Annotated in this window: 20 protein-coding genes; 13 read left to right on the top strand and 7 right to left on the bottom strand. The window is 30.9% G+C overall.

Annotated features, from left to right (window positions below; genetic code table 11):
* Positions 1-47: 47 nt before the first annotated feature.
* Genes aroC through AJN64_RS06890 form a run of 4 tightly spaced genes read right to left on the bottom strand, consistent with a single transcriptional unit; the run spans position 48 to position 3,210 of the window.
* Complete coding sequence (gene aroC / locus AJN64_RS06905) at positions 48-1,136, bottom strand: chorismate synthase (protein WP_002862274.1); 1,089 nt, start codon at positions 1,134-1,136, stop codon at positions 48-50.
* A complete protein-coding gene (gene rnc / locus AJN64_RS06900; RefSeq protein ID WP_002862275.1) occupies positions 1,136-1,810 on the bottom strand; it encodes a ribonuclease III in 675 nt (224 codons plus the stop codon). Before rnc ends, aroC begins: the two co-directional genes overlap by 1 nt.
* The gene (rnhA, locus tag AJN64_RS06895) at positions 1,797-2,237 is read right to left on the bottom strand and encodes a ribonuclease HI (protein WP_002851277.1); all 441 of its coding nucleotides are present in this window, start codon (positions 2,235-2,237) and stop codon (positions 1,797-1,799) included. Before rnhA ends, rnc begins: the two co-directional genes overlap by 14 nt.
* Positions 2,224-3,210, bottom strand: a complete 987-nt coding sequence (locus AJN64_RS06890; RefSeq protein WP_044779894.1) for a hypothetical protein — start codon at positions 3,208-3,210, stop codon at positions 2,224-2,226. Before AJN64_RS06890 ends, rnhA begins: the two co-directional genes overlap by 14 nt.
* A 69-nt stretch (positions 3,211-3,279) precedes the next feature.
* On the opposite strand from AJN64_RS06890, the gene dnaG reads away from it, so the two are divergent.
* The 13 genes from dnaG (at position 3,280) to AJN64_RS06825 (ending at position 15,294) form a co-directional block, all read left to right on the top strand.
* Complete coding sequence (gene dnaG, locus AJN64_RS06885) at positions 3,280-5,097, top strand: DNA primase (RefSeq protein WP_053872414.1); 1,818 nt, start codon at positions 3,280-3,282, stop codon at positions 5,095-5,097.
* Positions 5,098-5,178: 81 nt separating this feature from the next.
* A complete protein-coding gene (locus tag AJN64_RS06880) occupies positions 5,179-5,451 on the top strand; it encodes a NifU family protein (protein ID WP_002866611.1) in 273 nt (90 codons plus the stop codon).
* The gene (locus tag AJN64_RS06875) at positions 5,438-5,989 is read left to right on the top strand and encodes a hypothetical protein (protein WP_002855727.1); all 552 of its coding nucleotides are present in this window, start codon (positions 5,438-5,440) and stop codon (positions 5,987-5,989) included. The genes AJN64_RS06880 and AJN64_RS06875 overlap by 14 nt, the downstream gene beginning before the upstream one ends.
* Positions 5,973-7,256 carry a UDP-N-acetylmuramoyl-L-alanyl-D-glutamate--2,6-diaminopimelate ligase gene (locus tag AJN64_RS06870; protein ID WP_070292838.1) on the top strand — a complete coding sequence of 428 codons (1,284 nt, stop codon included), beginning with the start codon at positions 5,973-5,975 and terminating at the stop codon, positions 7,254-7,256. The genes AJN64_RS06875 and AJN64_RS06870 overlap by 17 nt, the downstream gene beginning before the upstream one ends.
* Before the next feature lie 3 nt (positions 7,257-7,259).
* Positions 7,260-7,571: a YbaB/EbfC family nucleoid-associated protein gene (locus tag AJN64_RS06865; protein ID WP_052949887.1), complete on the top strand. Its 312-nt coding sequence runs from the start codon at positions 7,260-7,262 to the stop codon at positions 7,569-7,571.
* Positions 7,568-8,662: a PDZ domain-containing protein gene (locus tag AJN64_RS06860; RefSeq protein ID WP_070292837.1), complete on the top strand. Its 1,095-nt coding sequence runs from the start codon at positions 7,568-7,570 to the stop codon at positions 8,660-8,662. The genes AJN64_RS06865 and AJN64_RS06860 overlap by 4 nt, the downstream gene beginning before the upstream one ends.
* Positions 8,659-9,504, top strand: a complete 846-nt coding sequence (locus AJN64_RS06855) for a polyprenyl synthetase family protein (RefSeq protein WP_070292836.1) — start codon at positions 8,659-8,661, stop codon at positions 9,502-9,504. Before AJN64_RS06860 ends, AJN64_RS06855 begins: the two co-directional genes overlap by 4 nt.
* 9 nt (positions 9,505-9,513) lie before the next feature.
* The gene (gene tkt, locus AJN64_RS06850) at positions 9,514-11,412 is read left to right on the top strand and encodes a transketolase (RefSeq protein ID WP_070292835.1); all 1,899 of its coding nucleotides are present in this window, start codon (positions 9,514-9,516) and stop codon (positions 11,410-11,412) included.
* Between the two features lies 1 nt (position 11,413).
* Entirely contained in the window at positions 11,414-12,523 is a 1,110-nt protein-coding gene (locus tag AJN64_RS06845) for an ABC transporter permease (protein ID WP_070292834.1), read from the top strand.
* Entirely contained in the window at positions 12,524-13,246 is a 723-nt protein-coding gene (locus AJN64_RS06840) for an ABC transporter ATP-binding protein (RefSeq protein WP_070292833.1), read from the top strand.
* A 2-nt stretch (positions 13,247-13,248) separates the two neighbouring features.
* Positions 13,249-14,139, top strand: a complete 891-nt coding sequence (locus AJN64_RS06835) for an MlaD family protein (RefSeq protein WP_002862284.1) — start codon at positions 13,249-13,251, stop codon at positions 14,137-14,139.
* Positions 14,139-14,738 carry an ABC-type transport auxiliary lipoprotein family protein gene (locus AJN64_RS06830; protein ID WP_070292832.1) on the top strand — a complete coding sequence of 200 codons (600 nt, stop codon included), beginning with the start codon at positions 14,139-14,141 and terminating at the stop codon, positions 14,736-14,738. Before AJN64_RS06835 ends, AJN64_RS06830 begins: the two co-directional genes overlap by 1 nt.
* 55 nt (positions 14,739-14,793) lie before the next feature.
* On the top strand, positions 14,794-15,294 hold the full coding sequence (locus AJN64_RS06825; protein WP_070288026.1) for a flagellar FLiS export co-chaperone: 501 nt from the start codon (positions 14,794-14,796) through the stop codon (positions 15,292-15,294).
* Between the two features lie 370 nt (positions 15,295-15,664).
* Here AJN64_RS06825 and map read toward each other — a convergent pair whose 3' ends face one another.
* From map to AJN64_RS06810, 3 genes are read right to left on the bottom strand one after another with little or no spacing between them, the layout of a single operon-like run.
* The gene (map, locus tag AJN64_RS06820) at positions 15,665-16,423 is read right to left on the bottom strand and encodes a type I methionyl aminopeptidase (RefSeq protein WP_070261500.1); all 759 of its coding nucleotides are present in this window, start codon (positions 16,421-16,423) and stop codon (positions 15,665-15,667) included.
* 9 nt (positions 16,424-16,432) lie between these two features.
* A complete protein-coding gene (gene murI / locus AJN64_RS06815; RefSeq protein WP_002871264.1) occupies positions 16,433-17,176 on the bottom strand; it encodes a glutamate racemase in 744 nt (247 codons plus the stop codon).
* 1 nt (position 17,177) lies between these two features.
* The gene (locus tag AJN64_RS06810) at positions 17,178-17,639 is read right to left on the bottom strand and encodes a C40 family peptidase (RefSeq protein WP_002871265.1); all 462 of its coding nucleotides are present in this window, start codon (positions 17,637-17,639) and stop codon (positions 17,178-17,180) included.
* Between the last annotated feature and the right edge of the window lie 6 nt (positions 17,640-17,645).

Here is a 17,645-nt window from a genome sequence, read left to right as displayed (position 1 = left end):
TGAATCTTTTCAAAATATTGCAATCAAGCCCATGAAAATGGGCTTTTTTATTTTAATCCATAAGCATTTTTTAAATTGTTTAAATTCGCACTCGCATTCAAAAGCAAACAATCAGCCAAAACCAAACGCACCATAGCACTAGCTACAACACTTCCTCTAACACCTACACAAGGATCATGCCTACCTTTGAGTTCAAATTCCAAATTATTGCCAAATTTATCTATACTTTCTTGCTTGGCAAAAATAGAAGGAGTAGGTTTAAAATAAGTTTTTAAAATAAGATTTTCTCCATTTGAAATTCCTCCTAAAATTCCTCCACTATGATTGCTTAAAAACTTGCCATCTTTTAAAGCATCATTATTACACGATCCGCGCATTTTGCTTGCATTAATACCTTCGCCTATTTCAACTGCTTTAACAGCATTAATTCCCATTAAAGCATGAGCTAATTTAGAGTCTAACTTATCATAAAGAACTTCTCCAAGTCCCACAAGCATACCACTAACTTTTGTAAAAACAGCAGCGCCTACACTATCTTTTGAATTTCTAGCATTTAAAATTTCATTTTTAAAGTCACTTTCTAGTTTTGGATCAAGGCAAAAAATTTCACTTTTCTTAGCAAATTCAAAATCAAATTCTTCTTCTTTCAAATTTGATACAAAAGTTCCTATTCCAAAAACACCACTTTGAACACAAATGCCAAATTCACACAAAAGCATCGCTGCAACTGCACCACCAGCCACTCTAGCAACACTTTCTCTAGCGCTTGATCTACCTCCACCCCTATGATCTCTTATGCCATATTTATAAAAATAAGCAAAATCCGCATGAGCAGGACGAAATAGATCTTTTAAATTATCATAATCCTTAGAATGAGCATTTTCATTAAAAACTACTATAGCTATAGGATGACCCGTTGTATATCCTTCAAAAACTCCACTTAAAACCTGAGCTTTATCGCTTTCTTTTCTTGGTGTTGCAAATTTACTTCCGCCTTTGCGTTTATCAAGCTCATTTTGTAAAAATTCTTCATCAAATTTAACTCCAGCAGGCACTCCATCAATAATACATCCAACAGCCACACCATGAGACTCACCAAAACTTGTAAATTTCAATCTCGTACCAAAGGTATTCACTATAAAGCTCCTAATTTCTCAAGTGCAATTTTTGCTGCCATTTGTTGTGCTTCTTTTTTGCTTCCCGCAATAGCTCTTGCAAGTTCTTTACCATCAAGCATTAAAGCGATTTCAAATTGCTTTAAATGATCAGGACCAAAAGCACGCACTGTTTCATACTGCGGAGTTTGTCCGATTTTTCCTTGTGTAATCTCTTGTAATTTTGTTTTATAATCTTTTATAAGAATTTTTGCATCAATTTGAGGGAAATTTTTTTCTATAAGCCTTAAAGCAATAGTTTTTGCAAACTCAAACCCAGCTTCTAAATGTATAGCACCTATAATGGCTTCTAACGCATCTGAAAGTATAGAAGGCTTTTCTTTTCCTCCATTGTTTTCCTCAGCAACACTCATAAAAATAAAATCGCCCAAATTTAAACTATTTGCAATTTTTGCAAAAGACTTTTCATTCACTAAAGCCGCTCTAAGCTTAGATAAATCTCCTTCGGCATCTTTGGCGAATTTATGAAAAAGGTATTCACCCACAACTAAATCAAGCACGGCATCACCTAAAAATTCCAAGCGTTCGTTGTTGTAAGATTTTTTAAAACTTTTATGGGTTAAAGCATGTATAAGAAGATTTTTATCTTTAAATTCATAAGTTAAACTCTGCTCTAGTTTTTCAATGTTTTTCATCATTTTCCCTTGCAATTTTCAAAGCAGCTTCACGCGCCAATGTATCACATCTTTCATTTTCCAAATGTCCATTATGTGCTTTTACCCAAAAAGCCTTAATCTTATGAGATTTTGCCACTTTAATATATTCCTTCCATAAATCTATATTTTTTTTACCTTTAAAATCCTTTTTTATCCATCCTTCTAGCCATTCATTAATACTTTGAACCATTAGGTTAGAATCTGTAAAAAGCGAAATTTCACAAGGCTCTTTTAAAGCCTTCAAAGATTCAATAATTGCCATTAGCTCCATTCTATTGTTAGTGGTATTAGCCTCAGCTCCAAAACCTTCCTTTTGATACTCCTTATAACGCAAAATATAAGCCCATCCGCCAAAACCTGGATTATTAAGACATGAACCGTCTGTATAAATTTCAATGTGTTTCATTGTTTTTCACTTCATAAATAATTGTACAAGTATTAAACTCATAACAAATAGGACAGTGATAAAAAAATAAAGGCATAACATTTTTACACTCAGAACAACGATATGAAAATTCTAACCCCGCATTAAAAGAATTATCTTTTAAAATTTTTAACATTTTAAAATTAGAATTTTTAAAAACAAACTGATGTGTATCATCATGCTTTGAAATTTTACCCAAAGCATAAAAGAATTCTAAAAAATCTTGATTTTCTAAATTAAACGCTTCATTTTCTCTATAAAGCAAATCACAAATATCAAAAAAATTTTGCCCTAAAAACATATGATATTTTTCAAAAACTAAACGCCCTAACATAGGATTATCTTCTATTTTAAATTCTAAAAGTTTTTTCTTTTTTTCTTCATCAGTGATATTAAAAGTACAAAGTTCTAAAGCTTTGATAAAATCATGCTCTTTTTGTACATCTTCATTAAGCTCAAAAAGACATTCTAAAAGTTCTAAATTTTCTTTATAAGAACGAAGTTTTAAATAAACAATTTTTAAAAGTTTTAAGGCTTGTATATTTCTTGGACGCAGTTTTAAAACTTGTAATAAAACTTCTTTTGCACGCTCTAAAAATCCTGCTTTAAAATAAACTTTTGCCAAAGAAAGGAAAATAAATTCTCTTTCTTGTTTATCTTTACATTTTTCAAGAGCAATCAAATAAATTTGAGTTGCTTTTTCAAATTCTCCGCTTTTAGTAAAAATTTCGGCCAAAAAACTTAAATTTCCAAAACTCAAGCTACTATTTCTTAACAACTCTTTATGAGCGTTATCCATTTCAAATTTTTTTATAAATTTTTCAAGCTTTTGTTCTTCATCTTTGTTAGCAAATATTTTCCAAATATAATTTGCAACAGCTACAACAAATACTAAAATGGTTAAAATTATAAGCCCTACTAAAGGGTCTCTGTATTCTACAAAGAAAAAATCCATAGTCTCGCTCTAAAAATTTTATGCCAAATTATAGCCAAATCTTTGTATAATTTTAACAAGGTTTGTAAAATGATAACTAAAGAAAGTATAGAAAATTTATCCCAAAGACTTAATATTGTTGATGTTATAGAAAATTATATTGAAGTAAAAAAACAAGGCTCTAGTTTTGTATGTATCTGTCCTTTCCATGCAGATAAAAACCCGTCTATGCATATCAATCCTACCAAAGGTTTTTATCATTGTTTTGCTTGCAAGGCTGGTGGAGATGCTTTTAAATTTGTAATGGATTATGAAAAATTAAGTTTTGCCGATGCAGTTGAAAAAGTTGCAAGCCTTAGTAATTTTACTTTGAGCTATACAAAAGAAAAACAAGAAAATAAAAAAGAGCTAAAATCTATACTACCAAGCTTAAATGCGTATTTTAAAGATAATCTCAAACACCACAAAGAAGTTTTAACCTATCTTTACCAAAGAGCTTTAAATGACAAAGATATAGCCAAATTCGAATTAGGTTTTGCAGGAGCAAGTGAAGATAGTATAAGATTATTGCAAAATCAAAAAATTCCTTTAGAAGATGCTATGAGTGTTGGAGCTTTAAAAAAAGATGAAAATAATGAATTTTACGCAAGTTTTATATGGCGTATCACCTTTCCAATCTACGATCATAAAGACTTATTAGTAGGGTTTGGAGGGCGTACTTTAAATCCCAATGCACCGGCAAAATATGTAAATTCACCCCAAAATATACTTTTTGATAAAAGTAGAATTTTTTATGCTTTTAACATCGCTAAAGAAAATATAGCCAAAAAAAAAGAAATAATAGTATGTGAAGGCTACATGGATGCAATAGCTTTTCACAAAGCAGGATTTAACAATGCTGTAGCAGTTCTTGGAACAGCATTAACCGAACATCATCTACCTTTAATCCGCCGTTATGATGCAAAAGTGATTTTATGTTTTGACAATGATGAAGCAGGATTAAAAGCTGCGACACGATCTGCATTTTTATTAAGCACAAACAAAATAGACGGTAAAGTGGCAATTTTACAAGGCGGAAAAGATCCCGCTGAGCTCGTAGCAAAAAATGAAAGCACAAAACTCCATAATATACTCGATGAAGGAATAGAGCTTGGTGAATTTTATATCAGACGCTTAATATCCACTCATTCCATAATTTCTGCTCTTGACAAACAAAAAGCTTTAGAAACTATACAAAAATTCACCTTTAATCTTGAACCTTTAGTGGCAAATTCTTACGCTGGTCTAGTTTCAAATTTATTAAAAGTGGATGAAAAATTTATCGTCTTATCGCAAAATTCAAAAAAAACCATACAAACCCCTTTAATTTCTCAAAATAAATACAATTTTCCTAAAGAAAAAATTCACATTGCAGAATTAGAACTTATAGCTTTTTTAAAACAGCATCCAGATATATGTAACGATTTTAAGCAAATTAGTGATAGTGTTTGTTTTAAGCATAAAATTTTATTGGATAAAATTTTAGAAAAAAAAGGTTATGAAGATAGTGATATTAGAGAATTTGAAAGTAAAAATATTCGAAAAAATTTAAACTATAGCGAATTCTTGTTAGGTATTTGCAAGGTTAATTTAGCTTTTTTAAACAATGTAAAAATTAAAAATTCTACACTCGCATTAAAAAAACAACTTTTTACGCTTATTGATAAAAATTTAAATCTTCTAATTAAAAATTTAAATACCGAAGAATTAAATAATTTTTTAAAAGAATATTTAAGCTTCTTAAAATATGAAAAAAACGAAGAAATTCTGCAACAATCATTTAGAAACTTAAATGGAATTTTTAGTAACAAAAACTTTACAGCTTATGATTTAGGATTTAGCGCACAAGATAATGACGAACCTTTTTAATTTATTTAAATTTCAAGCCTTAATTTACCTTTTTTTAAACACAATCACGCTAAAGTATATAAAAATTTTTAAGGATAAATTATGATGCCTTTTAGTGATGAAGAGCTTATAAATCCTGTTAAAGCAAGTTTAGAAAAGAGCTTGCCTATGCTTGAACGTGATGGCGGAGGGCTTGAATTTTTAGGGATTAAAAATGGGGTTGTTTATGTCCATTTAATAGGAGCTTGCAAAGGTTGTGCATCAAGTGGAACGACACTAAAATACGGTCTTGAAAGGCAACTTAAGATTGATATTCATCCAGAAATCACTATAATCAATTTAAACGGCGGAGCAGACGAATTTGCAAAATTATAAAAAACTTGGAATTGAACATTTTTACAAGAAAGATTTTAAAACTGCAAAAATGTATTTTTCTATGGCTTATGAAAAACGCAAAAATAAACGCTTGCTAAATTTTATCTGCCTTTGTGATCTTGCTTTAAAATCTCCTAAAGAAGCTTCTTTACTTTTTGATTTTTATATAGAACATTACAAAATCTCTAGCATTGATAAAGACTTAGAAGAAATTTTAAGTACGATTGAATTTAAAAAACAAGAAAACAAACAGGAAAACGAATTTGAAGATGGGCATGCGTTAAATTATCAAGATTTTTTAAAAAGCGAAGAAGAACTTGGTTTTCAAAAAAGTTTTGAAAATATCATTAATAGCACTAAGTTAGTTATTGATAATCGTGATGATTTTTTAGATTTTTTGGAAAAATTACTTGATAATGGCTATAAAGATATGACTTTAAATTATATAGAAAATGTTATGCCTCATTTTTGGGCAAATGATAGATTTATCAAACTCCAAGAAAAACTCATAGGATTTAAAAGTGAAATTAAAACTTGAAAATTCATTCATTACAGATAATACCTTAGAGTGTGAAAAAGAATGCTTTTTTTTACAAACCACACAAAATGCTAAATTTCACGCTCAAGCCTTAGAAAAAGGTGCAAAAATCATTGATGTAAATGAGTGTAAAAAACTTTTAAAAATCGATGAAAAGATTCAAATCATAGGAATCACAGGAACCAATGGCAAAACCACAACCGCAGCAGCGATTTATTCTATCTTATTGGATTTAGGTTATAAATGCGGGCTTTGCGGGACAAGAGGAGCTTTTATCAACGATGAACAAATTGATGAAAAATCCTTAACCACCTCCCCTATTCTTAAAACCTTAGAGTACCTACAAATAGCCACTCAAAAAAAATGTGATTTTTTCATCATGGAAGTAAGCTCACACGCACTCGTTCAAAACCGTATCGAAGGCTTAAATTTTGCTGCTAAAATTTTTACCAATATCACTCAAGATCATTTAGATTTTCACGGTACTTTTGAAAATTACAAAGAAGCAAAAGAACTTTTTTTTACAGATGAGAGTTTAAAATTTATCAACAAAGATGCTTTGGCTATTAAATTTAATGTGCGTAACGCTTTTACTTACGGCATAGAAAATCCTGCTTTATATCAAATCAAAGCTTATTCTTTAGAAGAAGGCATTAGTGCTATTGTAACAAATAAAAATCAAACTTTTCACATAGACTCGCCCTTACTAGGACTTTTTAATCTTTACAATCTTCTAGTTGCTAGTGCTTGTGTGAATGAACTTGTAAAGCCTGATTTAAAAGATTTGGAAAAAGCTATCAGTGGATTTGGCGGAGTTTGTGGCAGGGTAGAACAAGTAGCAAAAGGTGTGATTGTGGATTTTGCTCATACGCCTGATGGCATTGAAAAAGTGCTTGACGCTCTTAAAAATAAAAAACTCATCGTTGTTTTTGGAGCAGGTGGAGATAGGGATAAAACCAAACGCCCTTTAATGGGAAAAATCGTCGAACATTTTGCAAAAATTGCTATCATTACAAGTGATAATCCACGCAGCGAAGAACCAAAAACCATCATGGAAGAAATTTTATCAGGCTTTGCTAAAAAAGAAAAAGTTTTAACGATAGAAGATAGAAAAGAAGCCATAAAAAAAGCTTTAGAACTAAAAGAAAATGACGATTTAGTCGTTATTTTAGGCAAAGGTGATGAAACTACTCAAGAAATTAAAGGGATAAAATATCCTTTTAGTGATAAAGTAGTTGTTAATGAAATTTTAAAAAATCAAGGATAATCAATGTTTGAAAATATGGATTTTTCTAAAATGGGTGAACTTTTAAATCAAGTTCAAGAAAAAGCAAAAAATATAGAACTAGAACTTGCAAATCGTGAATTTAGCGCCAAAAGTGGAGCAGGACTTGTTAAAGTAAGCGCTAATGGAAAAGGTGAAATTATCGATGTTAGCATTGATGATTCTTTACTTGAAGATAAAGAGTCCTTGCAAATTTTACTTATTTCTGCAATTAATGATGTTTTGGCTATGGTTGCGCAAAATCGTTCCAATATGGCGAATGATGTTTTAGGCGGTTTTGGAGGTATGAAATTATGAAAAAAATTTTAATTATTTGCATGCTTTTTACTTTATCTTTTGGTATAGAAAGACCTAAATTTGAAGATTTTTTAGCAGGTTATGAAAGAAATAAGGCAAGCATGCTCAACTATGAAGGAATGCCAGCTTTTGCACTCAGTGAAAATTTACTTGCTGTATTAAAACAACCTAATGCTAAGCTCAACAAATATGTAAAATACGATCCATTTTTAAATTTATATCTTGTAAGAACTGACTTTAGCCTAATCCCTACTCCTATGGGCGATGAAGAAAAACTTACTCGCAATGATTGGGTTGGAATTTGGGATCCTAATAAACCCTATATAGGGCATATTAAGTATTTAGCTCAAAATATTGATGAAAAAGATCAACTTGATTTTAATTCTAAAATAGGACTTTTAGGGACTCCATGCTGTGAAATGATGGGGATTGCTTTAAATAATAGCTCTTTTATAGGCAATCGCTATTTAAAACATTTTATGAAATATAACGATGTTTATTGGGGAGATATTGGCGTTGATTTTGTTGTTCGAGAAAATAAAATTTATGTTAACAATGTAAGAAAAAATCCACAATTTTTAATCAATGATCAAGTTATAAGTGTTGATGGTTTGCCCGCCAATGATTTAAGAAAACTCAATGAAAAAATTCTTTTTGCGGATCGCGGAAGTACTCTTTATTTTCAAGTGTTGCGTGATAATATGGATTTAAATATTTCTACCGAAGTTTTTGCAAAAGATTTGAGCAAATTTAACCTTCCTGATTCTAAACCAAAACCAAAAATTACAAATTTCACAAGCAATCTTGGTTTAACAGTTAATACTAGTCTTGTTGTAACCAAAATAGATCCAAAATCAAAAGCATCAAATGCAGGATTTATGGTAGGGGATAAAATTTTACGCGTTAATAATATTATTTTAAATAATTTTAAAGAATTACAAAATATTTTAAGCGCTGGTAATGACTTTAGCATCTTGATTGAACGCAAAAGTACTAAATTACCTTTATCAAATTTCAACAGTGAATTAGGCGGAAATGCCAACTCAGGTGGCGATGGTAAATTTCAATTTTTCATAAGGCTTACTAAGTGAATTTAAAAGAACTTTTTATCCATCACTTAGAAAAAAATCTACCCAAAGTTGAAAGCTTTCATCCTTTTTTCAATGAAGCTTTAGCTCTTATGCTAAAAGCAGGAGGAAAGCATTTTCGCGCACAATTGCTTTTAAGCGTAGTACAAAGCAATAAACCTGAACTTTTAAATCAAGCTTTAGATGTGGCTTTAGCTTTGGAATTTATCCATACTTATTCACTCATACACGATGATTTACCCGCTATGGATAATGCGGACTTTAGACGAGGAATTCCAACCTTACACAAAAGCTACGATGAAACTACAGCCATCTTAGTAGGTGATGCTTTAAATACTGAAGCTTTTTTAGCTCTAAGTCATGCTCATTTAAAAGATGAAATCAAAATCAAACTCATAAAAACCCTTGCCTTTAATGCAGGACTTAATGGAATGGTCATAGGACAAGCTATTGATTGTTTTTTTGAAGAAAAAAGACTGAGTTTAAATGAACTTGAGTTTTTGCATACACATAAAACCGCAAGATTGATCGCTGCAGCTTTAAAAATGGGTTGTGAAATTTGCGAACTTAACAACGAAGAAAGTAATCAAATTTACAAACTTGGATTGAAGTTAGGACTGATTTTTCAAATCAATGATGATATTATCGATGTAACTACAAGTCAAGAACAAAGCGGAAAGCCTACTAACAACGATATTCATAAAAATTCTTTTGTCAATTTGCTTGGACTTGAACAAGCCATAAAAACAAAAGAAAATCTTCTTAGTGAATGCGAACAAGACTTAGAAAAACTTAATGAAAAACTCGCACAAATGATACAAAATTTAATAATTCAATACTTATAAAGGCAAAAAATGGACATTCAAATTTTACAAGAACAGGCAAATACTCTAAGATTTTTAAGTGCTGATATGGTGCAAAAAGCAAACTCAGGACACCCAGGTGCACCTTTGGGCTTAGCAGATATTTTAAGTGTTTTAAGTTATCATTTAAAGCACAATCCTAAAAATCCCACTTGGCTAAACCGTGATAGACTTATATTTTCAGGTGGACATGCAAGTGCTTTGCTTTATAGTTTTTTACATTTAAGTGGCTATGATTTAAGCTTGGAAGATCTTAAAAATTTCCGCCAACTTCATGCTAAAACCCCTGGACACCCTGAAATTTCAACTCTTGGAGTAGAAATCGCTACAGGCCCTTTAGGACAAGGCGTTGCCAATGCCGTAGGCTTTGCTATGGCAGCAAAAAAAGCACAAAATTTACTAGGTAGTGATTTAATCGATCATAAAATTTATTGTCTTTGTGGAGATGGAGATTTACAAGAAGGCATTTCTTATGAAGCTTGTTCTTTAGCAGGACTTCACAAACTTGATAATTTCATACTCATTTACGATAGCAACAATATCTCTATAGAAGGCGATGTAGGTTTAGCCTTTAATGAAAATGTAAAAATGCGTTTTGAAGCACAAGGATTTGAAGTTTTAAGTATAAATGGACACGATTATGAAGAAATCAATAAAGCCTTAGAACAAGCTAAAAAATCCACAAAACCTTGTCTTATCATCGCAAAAACAACTATAGCAAAGGGTGCAGGAGAGCTTGAAGGCAGTCATAAAAGCCATGGTGCACCTTTGGGCGAAGAAGTGATTAAAAAAGCCAAAGCACAAGCAGGTTTTGATCCAAATATCAGTTTTCATATCCCACAAGCAAGCAAAATCCGCTTTGAAAGTGCTGTAGAACTTGGGGATTTAGAAGAAGCAAAATGGAAAGATAAGCTTGAAAAAAGTGGTAAAAAAGAACTTTTAGAAAGGCTATTAAATCCCGATTTTAGTAAGATAGTTTATCCTGATTTTAAAGGAAAAGATCTTGCTACAAGAGATAGCAATGGTGAAATTTTAAATGTTTTAGCTAAAAATTTAGAAGGATTTTTAGGTGGAAGTGCGGATTTAGGCCCTTCAAATAAAACAGAACTTCACGGTATGGGAGACTTTATAGAAGGTAAAAATATCCATTTTGGTATCAGAGAACACGCTATGGCAGCGATTAACAATGCTTTTGCAAGATATGGAATTTTCTTACCATTTTCAGCAACTTTTTTCATCTTTAGTGAGTACTTAAAACCTGCCGCAAGAATAGCAGCTCTAATGAAAATCAAACATTTTTTTATTTTCACGCACGATAGCATAGGCGTGGGCGAAGATGGGCCAACACACCAGCCTATAGAACAACTTAGCACTTTTAGAGCTATGCCAAATTTTTTAACCTTTAGACCTGCTGATGGGGTAGAAAATGTCAAAGCTTGGCAAATAGCTCTAAATGCAGGTATTCCAAGTGCTTTTGTACTTTCACGCCAAAAACTCAAAGCCCTAAATGAACCTGTTTTTGGAGATGTAAAAAATGGAGCGTATTTACTCAAAGAAAGCAAAGATGCTAAATTTACACTTTTAGCGAGCGGAAGTGAAGTTTGGCTTTGTTTAGAAAGTGCGAATGAACTTGAAAAACAAGGTTTTGCTTGTAATGTTGTTTCTATGCCTTGTTTTGAACTTTTTGAAAAACAAGATAAAGCTTATCAAGAAAGATTGTTAAAAGGTGAAGTTATAGGCGTTGAAGCAGCACACTCTAATGAACTTTATAAATTTTGCCATAAAGTGTATGGCATAGAAAGTTTTGGAGAAAGTGGCAAAGACAAAGATGTGTTTGAACACTTTGGCTTTAGCGTTTCAAAGCTTGTAAATTTTATCCTTAGCAAATAAAATGAATACAAATTTCAAATTTCAAAATAACACTCTTTTTATCTTTGGAATTTGGGATAAAACAAGCATTTATAAGTTAAAAATAAAAGATTTTTTAGCTTTGATCCAAAGCAAGGAAGTGATTTTTGATTTTAAAGATCTAAAAGCAATCGATACCGCTGGAGTGAGATTTTTCCTTGCTTTGGAAAATGATCTTAAAGATAAAAATATTAAAATCACCAAAGAAGGCTTAAATTCACGCTTTCAAACCCTTTTTGAACTTTGTGAAAAAAACTACCAAAGACTAAGCAAAACAAAAAAATCACATAAAAATTTCAGTGAATACTTTATCGATCTTGGAAAATTAAGTTTGGAACTTTTAAAAATTTTAAGAAAATTCATCAATTTCACAGGAGCTTTTTTCACAAGTCTTTTTTTATGCCTTAAAAATCCTAAAAATTTTCGCTTTATTGCTTTTTTATATCATATAGAAAATTCTGCTTTTAAAGCTTTGCCTATAGTTATTTTAACCGCTCTTTTAGTAGGAGTGGTTTTAGCCTATCAGGCCGCTTATCAACTCGCACAATTTGGAGCCAATATTTTCATAGTAGATTTGATGGGAATTTCAGCCACTAGAGAACTTGCACCTTTAATCGCTGCCATAGTGATCGCAGGAAGAAGTGCAAGCTCTTATACCGCACAAATTGGAGTGATGAAAATTACTGATGAAATTGCAGCTATGAATACTATGGGTTTTCGTTCTTTTGAATTTATTATTATTCCACGTGTTATGGCTTTGGCAGTGGCTATGCCTTTAATCGTTGCCATTAGCGATGCGATCAGTATTATAGGCGGAATGATGGTTGCAAAATTAAATCTTGATATTTCTTTTGCCGAATTTTTAAGACGCTTTAGAGAAGCTGTAGATATAAAACATATCTTTATAGGACTTGCAAAAGCACCTATTTTTGGATTTTTAATAGGGCTTATTGCTTGTTTTCGTGGTTTTGAGGTAAAAAACACTACACAAAGCATAGGAATTTATACCACAAAAAGCGTTGTAAATGCTATTTTTTGGGTGATAGCTTTTGATGCTTTATTCTCTGTTATTTTAACTTCTGCAGGAATTTAAATGGTTATTAAAGCGCAAAATATCATTACAAAATTTGGAGAAAAAATCGTCCATGATGGCGTAAGTTTTGAAATCAAAAAAAACGAAATTTTTGGTATTTTAGGAGGTAGCGGAAGTGGAAAATCCGTCCTTTTAAAACAAATGCTTATGCTTGAACATTTTGATGGTGGAGAATATGAAATTTTAGGCTATAAACTTAAAAATATCAGCGAAGAAGATGCACTTGCTTTGCGTAAAAAATGGGGTGTGGTTTTTCAGTTTGCTGCACTTTTTAGCTTTTTTAATGTTTATGAAAATATCGCCATTCCTTTAAAAGAATACACTCATTTAGATGAAAACAGCATACAAGAACTGGTTTTAATGAAGTTAAAAATGGTAGGTTTAAACGAAAGTGTTTTAAAACAATTTCCAAGCGAACTTAGTGGTGGTATGCAAAAAAGAGTGGCAATTGCTAGAGCTTTAGCACTTGATAGTAAGTTACTTTTTTTAGATGAACCTACCTCAGGACTTGACCCTCATAGTAGTCGCGAATTTGACGATTTGGTTTTAGAATTAAAAAAAAGTTTTGATTTAAATATCATTTTGGTTACACATGATAAAGAAAGTATGAAAAATTTACTCGATCGCTTTATCATTTTAGAAAATAAAAAAGTTGGATTTTGCGGTACTTATGAAGAATTACGCCTGCAAAATGAACAACTTTTTAAAAGATTTATGGAGTAAAAGTGGAAAATAGAGCAAATTATTTTTTTGTAGGACTTTTTGTTTTTGGAGTGTTTTTTGCAAGTCTTGGTTTCATACTTTGGCTTGGTGGATACTCTAAAGAAGAAAGTTTTAAGTATTATGAAATTCACACACAAGAATCCGTTGCAGGACTTGGCATAAAAGCACCCGTAAGGCTTTTGGGCGTGGAAGTAGGTAGCGTAGAAGAAATCAGCATTTACAATCAAGATGAACTCGGCGTTAACATACGCATTAAGGTCAAAAACAATACCCCTATAAAAGAAGACACCTTTGCTACTTTGCAACTTCAAGGTATCACAGGACTTAAATTTGTCCAACTTCAAGGCGGAAGTAAAAATAGCAAAGATTTAGTATCTATACAGGGAAAACTTCCAGTCATTCCTTTTAAAGAAAGTTTTTTAGCAACCATAGACAGACAAAGTGAACATATTTTTTCTTTGGTTAAAACGGCCGATGATAAATCAAAAGAACTTTTAAGCGAAAAAAATCTTAAAAATCTAGAAATCTTTTTGCAAAATCTAGCAGAATTAAGTGCAAATTTAAATGCTAATTCTAAAAATTTAAGCCTTAATCTTTCAAACACAAGTTTAAAAATAGGAAAAATGGCTGATAATATAAGCCTTAGTGCGCAAAATTTCAACTCCAGTCTTAAAGACATAAAAGAAAGCACGATGATTTTAAAAAATTTCATAAAAAAAGCTGATGAAAAATTAAACACTTATGATGATATTAAAGCATCTTTGATGCAAAATTTAGAGCTTTTTAAACGAATTTTAATTGAAAGCAATATTCTAATAGAAAATTTACAAAACAGCCCTGCTGATTTGATTTTTAAAGAAACTAAACCTAAACTTGGACCAGGAGAAAAATAATGCTAAAGCAATTATTCTGTATTTTGACTTTTATTTTTATGTTATGTGGATGCTCTTTAAGACACGAAACCATCAATAAAAATGAAAATATCATATTAAAAGACGAAGGAATAGACTCAAATATTTTTTTTAAAAAAACTGGTAAAATTCTTAAAATTCGCAATGCAAATGCACCTTTATATTTAAACTCAAGAGCTATTGTTTATATAGATAATGGTTTTAGCAACAAATACGCACATTATTTCTGGGGAGATTTACCAAGCAATCTTTATTCTTTTTTAATTTTGTCAAAATTTGAACAAAGCAATATTTTTACAACCTTGCTTTCTTCAACAAGCTCTTTAAGTGCGGATTATGCCCTTGAAAGCAGGATTAACTCTTTTGAACAAATTCTTAACAACAATGAAAACTACGCTCAAATTTCTATAAGCGTAAATTTCATAAATCTTGAAAACAATCAAATAATAGCTCATAAAATTTTCAATACTAAAGAAAAAATAGAAAAAAAAGATATCCGCTCTACTTATAATGCTTTTCAAAAAGCCTTAAATAAAATTGGAAATGAGATTGTTTTTTGGGTAAATTCTAATTTATCCTAATTTAGGAACACTTTTTGCTTTTTAAATATTTAGCAATATTTTTGAAAGGTAAACAATGAAAAGTGATTTAGATATATTTAAAAAACACTTAGGCGAAATTCAAAGCGTGGATGAATTTAAAGCAAATCAAATTTGCTCTCAAATCAATGATGCAAATGATTTTATAGGAGCACTTCAAGTACTTGATATGTCTTTAAAAAAAATAGAAAAAAGCATTCTAGAAAGAATAGATGAAAATTCAGATGATATGCAAAAAAGAACTCTTGATGCCACAGCATCACAACTTATACAAAACTGCTCTTTCATGGGAACAGCCCTTTTTGGAAATATTTTCAATGTTTATGTTGGTAAAAAACTTTTTGAATTTGAAATTGCTAATCCACTTTTAATTCTTCAAACAAGTAATTACGAAGGTGTATTGGCCTATATACAAGATAAAAGAGATGAAATAAAAATCATTCTATCAGAGTTAGCAACCGCAATCACCATGGGCGAAACTGTGGATAATGCTGGAATTTATAACTCTACAATGGATTTTAAAAATTTATTTAAATAAGAATAGTAATCATTTGTTCTCTTTAAGCAAATATAATATATTTTAGCTTAAAGAGATTTTCCAAACTCTAAAAGAGAGTTAGGCTACGAATAAAAAGGGGGAGGGAAATAGCCTAACCCAAACGAGATCTTAAAAGATCTCTTTAAACTAAAATAAATATTTAGATAATTTAATAAAAATTATTAAATTATCTAAACCATATTTATGTTTTAGTTTAATACGATGTGACACTTTATTCTAATAACACTTAATATATGATAAAAATATTATTTAGTAACTTAAATTATTAAAGAATATTACTACAATATTATTTAAAAAATTTTAAATTTTTAGGATTTTAAGAAAAAAATATTATTTTTATAATTTAATATCATATCATAGAAAGAATTTCAGCACGCCCATTAATCACAGCAACACAATGTTCATAATGAGCCGCATTAAGCCCATCAATACTTCCAGCATCCCATTTTCCATTATAATGTTTTGGTGTTCCATCTTTTTGGCATATCATAGGCTCTATGCAAAACACCATTCCATTTTTAATTTTAGGGCCACTTTTTGCACTCGCACCTTTTTCTAAATAGTTTAAAATTTCAGGCTCTCCATGGGGCTTTCGTCCTATACCATGTCCACAATATCCACGAAGCGGGACAAAACCTCTTACATGGATAAATTCGCCTAAAGCAGCTGAAAGTTCCTTAAAACGCATTCCATCATGAATAATATCTATAGCATGATATAACGCGTCTTTAGCGCAAGAGATTAAAGCTTTATCAGTGGGTGAAACTTCTCCTATAGCAATAGTTCTTGCTGCATCCCCATAATACCCATCAATCAAACTTCCCACATCAAGACCTAAAATATCACCCTCTTTGATAATTTTATCATCTGGAATTCCATGGATACAAACTTGATTTAAAGATGTACAAATGGCACCTGGAAAACCATAAAGCCCCTTAAATGATGGCTTGGCACCAAGGCTTAAAATATAATCTTCTGCCATTTTATCAATTTGTTTTAAACTCATTCCTATTTTAATTTCATTCTCTAAAAAATTTAAAGTTTTTGCTACAATTTGATTTGCTATTCTTAATTTTTCTATTTCATCTGGTTTTTTCAATTCTATCATTTTATTTCCTTATAAATTTAGCCAAATTTTAGCAGTATTTTTTAAAGATTCAACATCGCTTGAAGCATAAAAATGCAATCTTGCTTTATGATTTTTCAAATCTATATTTTCTCTTTCTTTAAGAAATTCAACTATAGCATCTCCTGAATGAATTAATTTTGTTTTATCGCCAAAATACTTACTTAAAGAACGACCTAGTAAAGGGAAATGAGTACAAGCGAGTATCAAAGCATCTGGAGTTGTGATATTTTTAAAATAATACTCCATAGCACTTTGCAAAAAATCTCCTTCAAAAATACCTTCTTCAACCATAGGCACAAAAAGCCCTGTAGCTAAAGCATTTATATTTGTATATCCTTGAGATAATAAACGCTTTTGGTATTCTTCTGATTTAATGGTTGCTTTTGTTGCAATGACTAAAATTTCTTTATTTTTATCATGTAAAGCTTTTATCGTTGCTTCAACCCCTGCATCAATTACGCCATATACTGGAAAATGTGCTTTTGCTTTTAAAGCATCTAAAGCATAAGCACTAGCAGTATTACATGCAATGATAAGCATATCAATTTGAAATTGTTCAAAAAATTCCAATGCTTCAAGACAGAACTTGATAATAGTATCTTTATCTTTTACCCCGTAAGGAACTCTTGCGGTATCTCCATAATAGATAATTTCATCAAAAAGTCTAGCTTCATAAAGAGATTTTAAAACACTAAGCCCCCCTACTCCGCTATCAAATACACCTATTTTCACTTTAATACCTTCTTGCTCCTATATAACGAGCCTTCCAATAAGAACTATTTAACTCGACTTCTTTTACTCCACCTTTAGTAGATAAATGTATAAATTTTCCCTTGCTCGTATAAATACCAACATGCATACCATTTGGCCCTCTACCTGTCTTAAAAAATACCAAATCTCCTGTTTGCAATTTTGATTTAGAAACTTTTCTCCCAGAACCTAATTGAGTTTTTGTAGTGCGAGGTATGCGTATATTAAGCTGAGCTAATGCACTCTGCGTAAATCCTGAACAATCAGCACCTTTTTTAGTAGTTCCACCTAAAACATAAGGAGTTTTTTTCCATTCATTTGCTATAGTCTTAAGTTTTGTTTCTTTATTTGTATTATAAATCGGGCGAGTATAGTTTAAATTCTGATAAAAACTACATCCACTTATAAAGAATACAATCGCGATGATGAAAAAAATATGTCTCATCAGTCC

Origin of the sequence: Campylobacter sp. BCW_4332 (assembly GCF_001763175.1) — a bacterium.
GTDB lineage: Bacteria > Campylobacterota > Campylobacteria > Campylobacterales > Campylobacteraceae > Campylobacter_D > Campylobacter_D jejuni.
The sequence above is the reverse complement of the archived record's forward strand: the minus strand, read 5'-3'. Positions and strand labels throughout refer to the sequence as shown.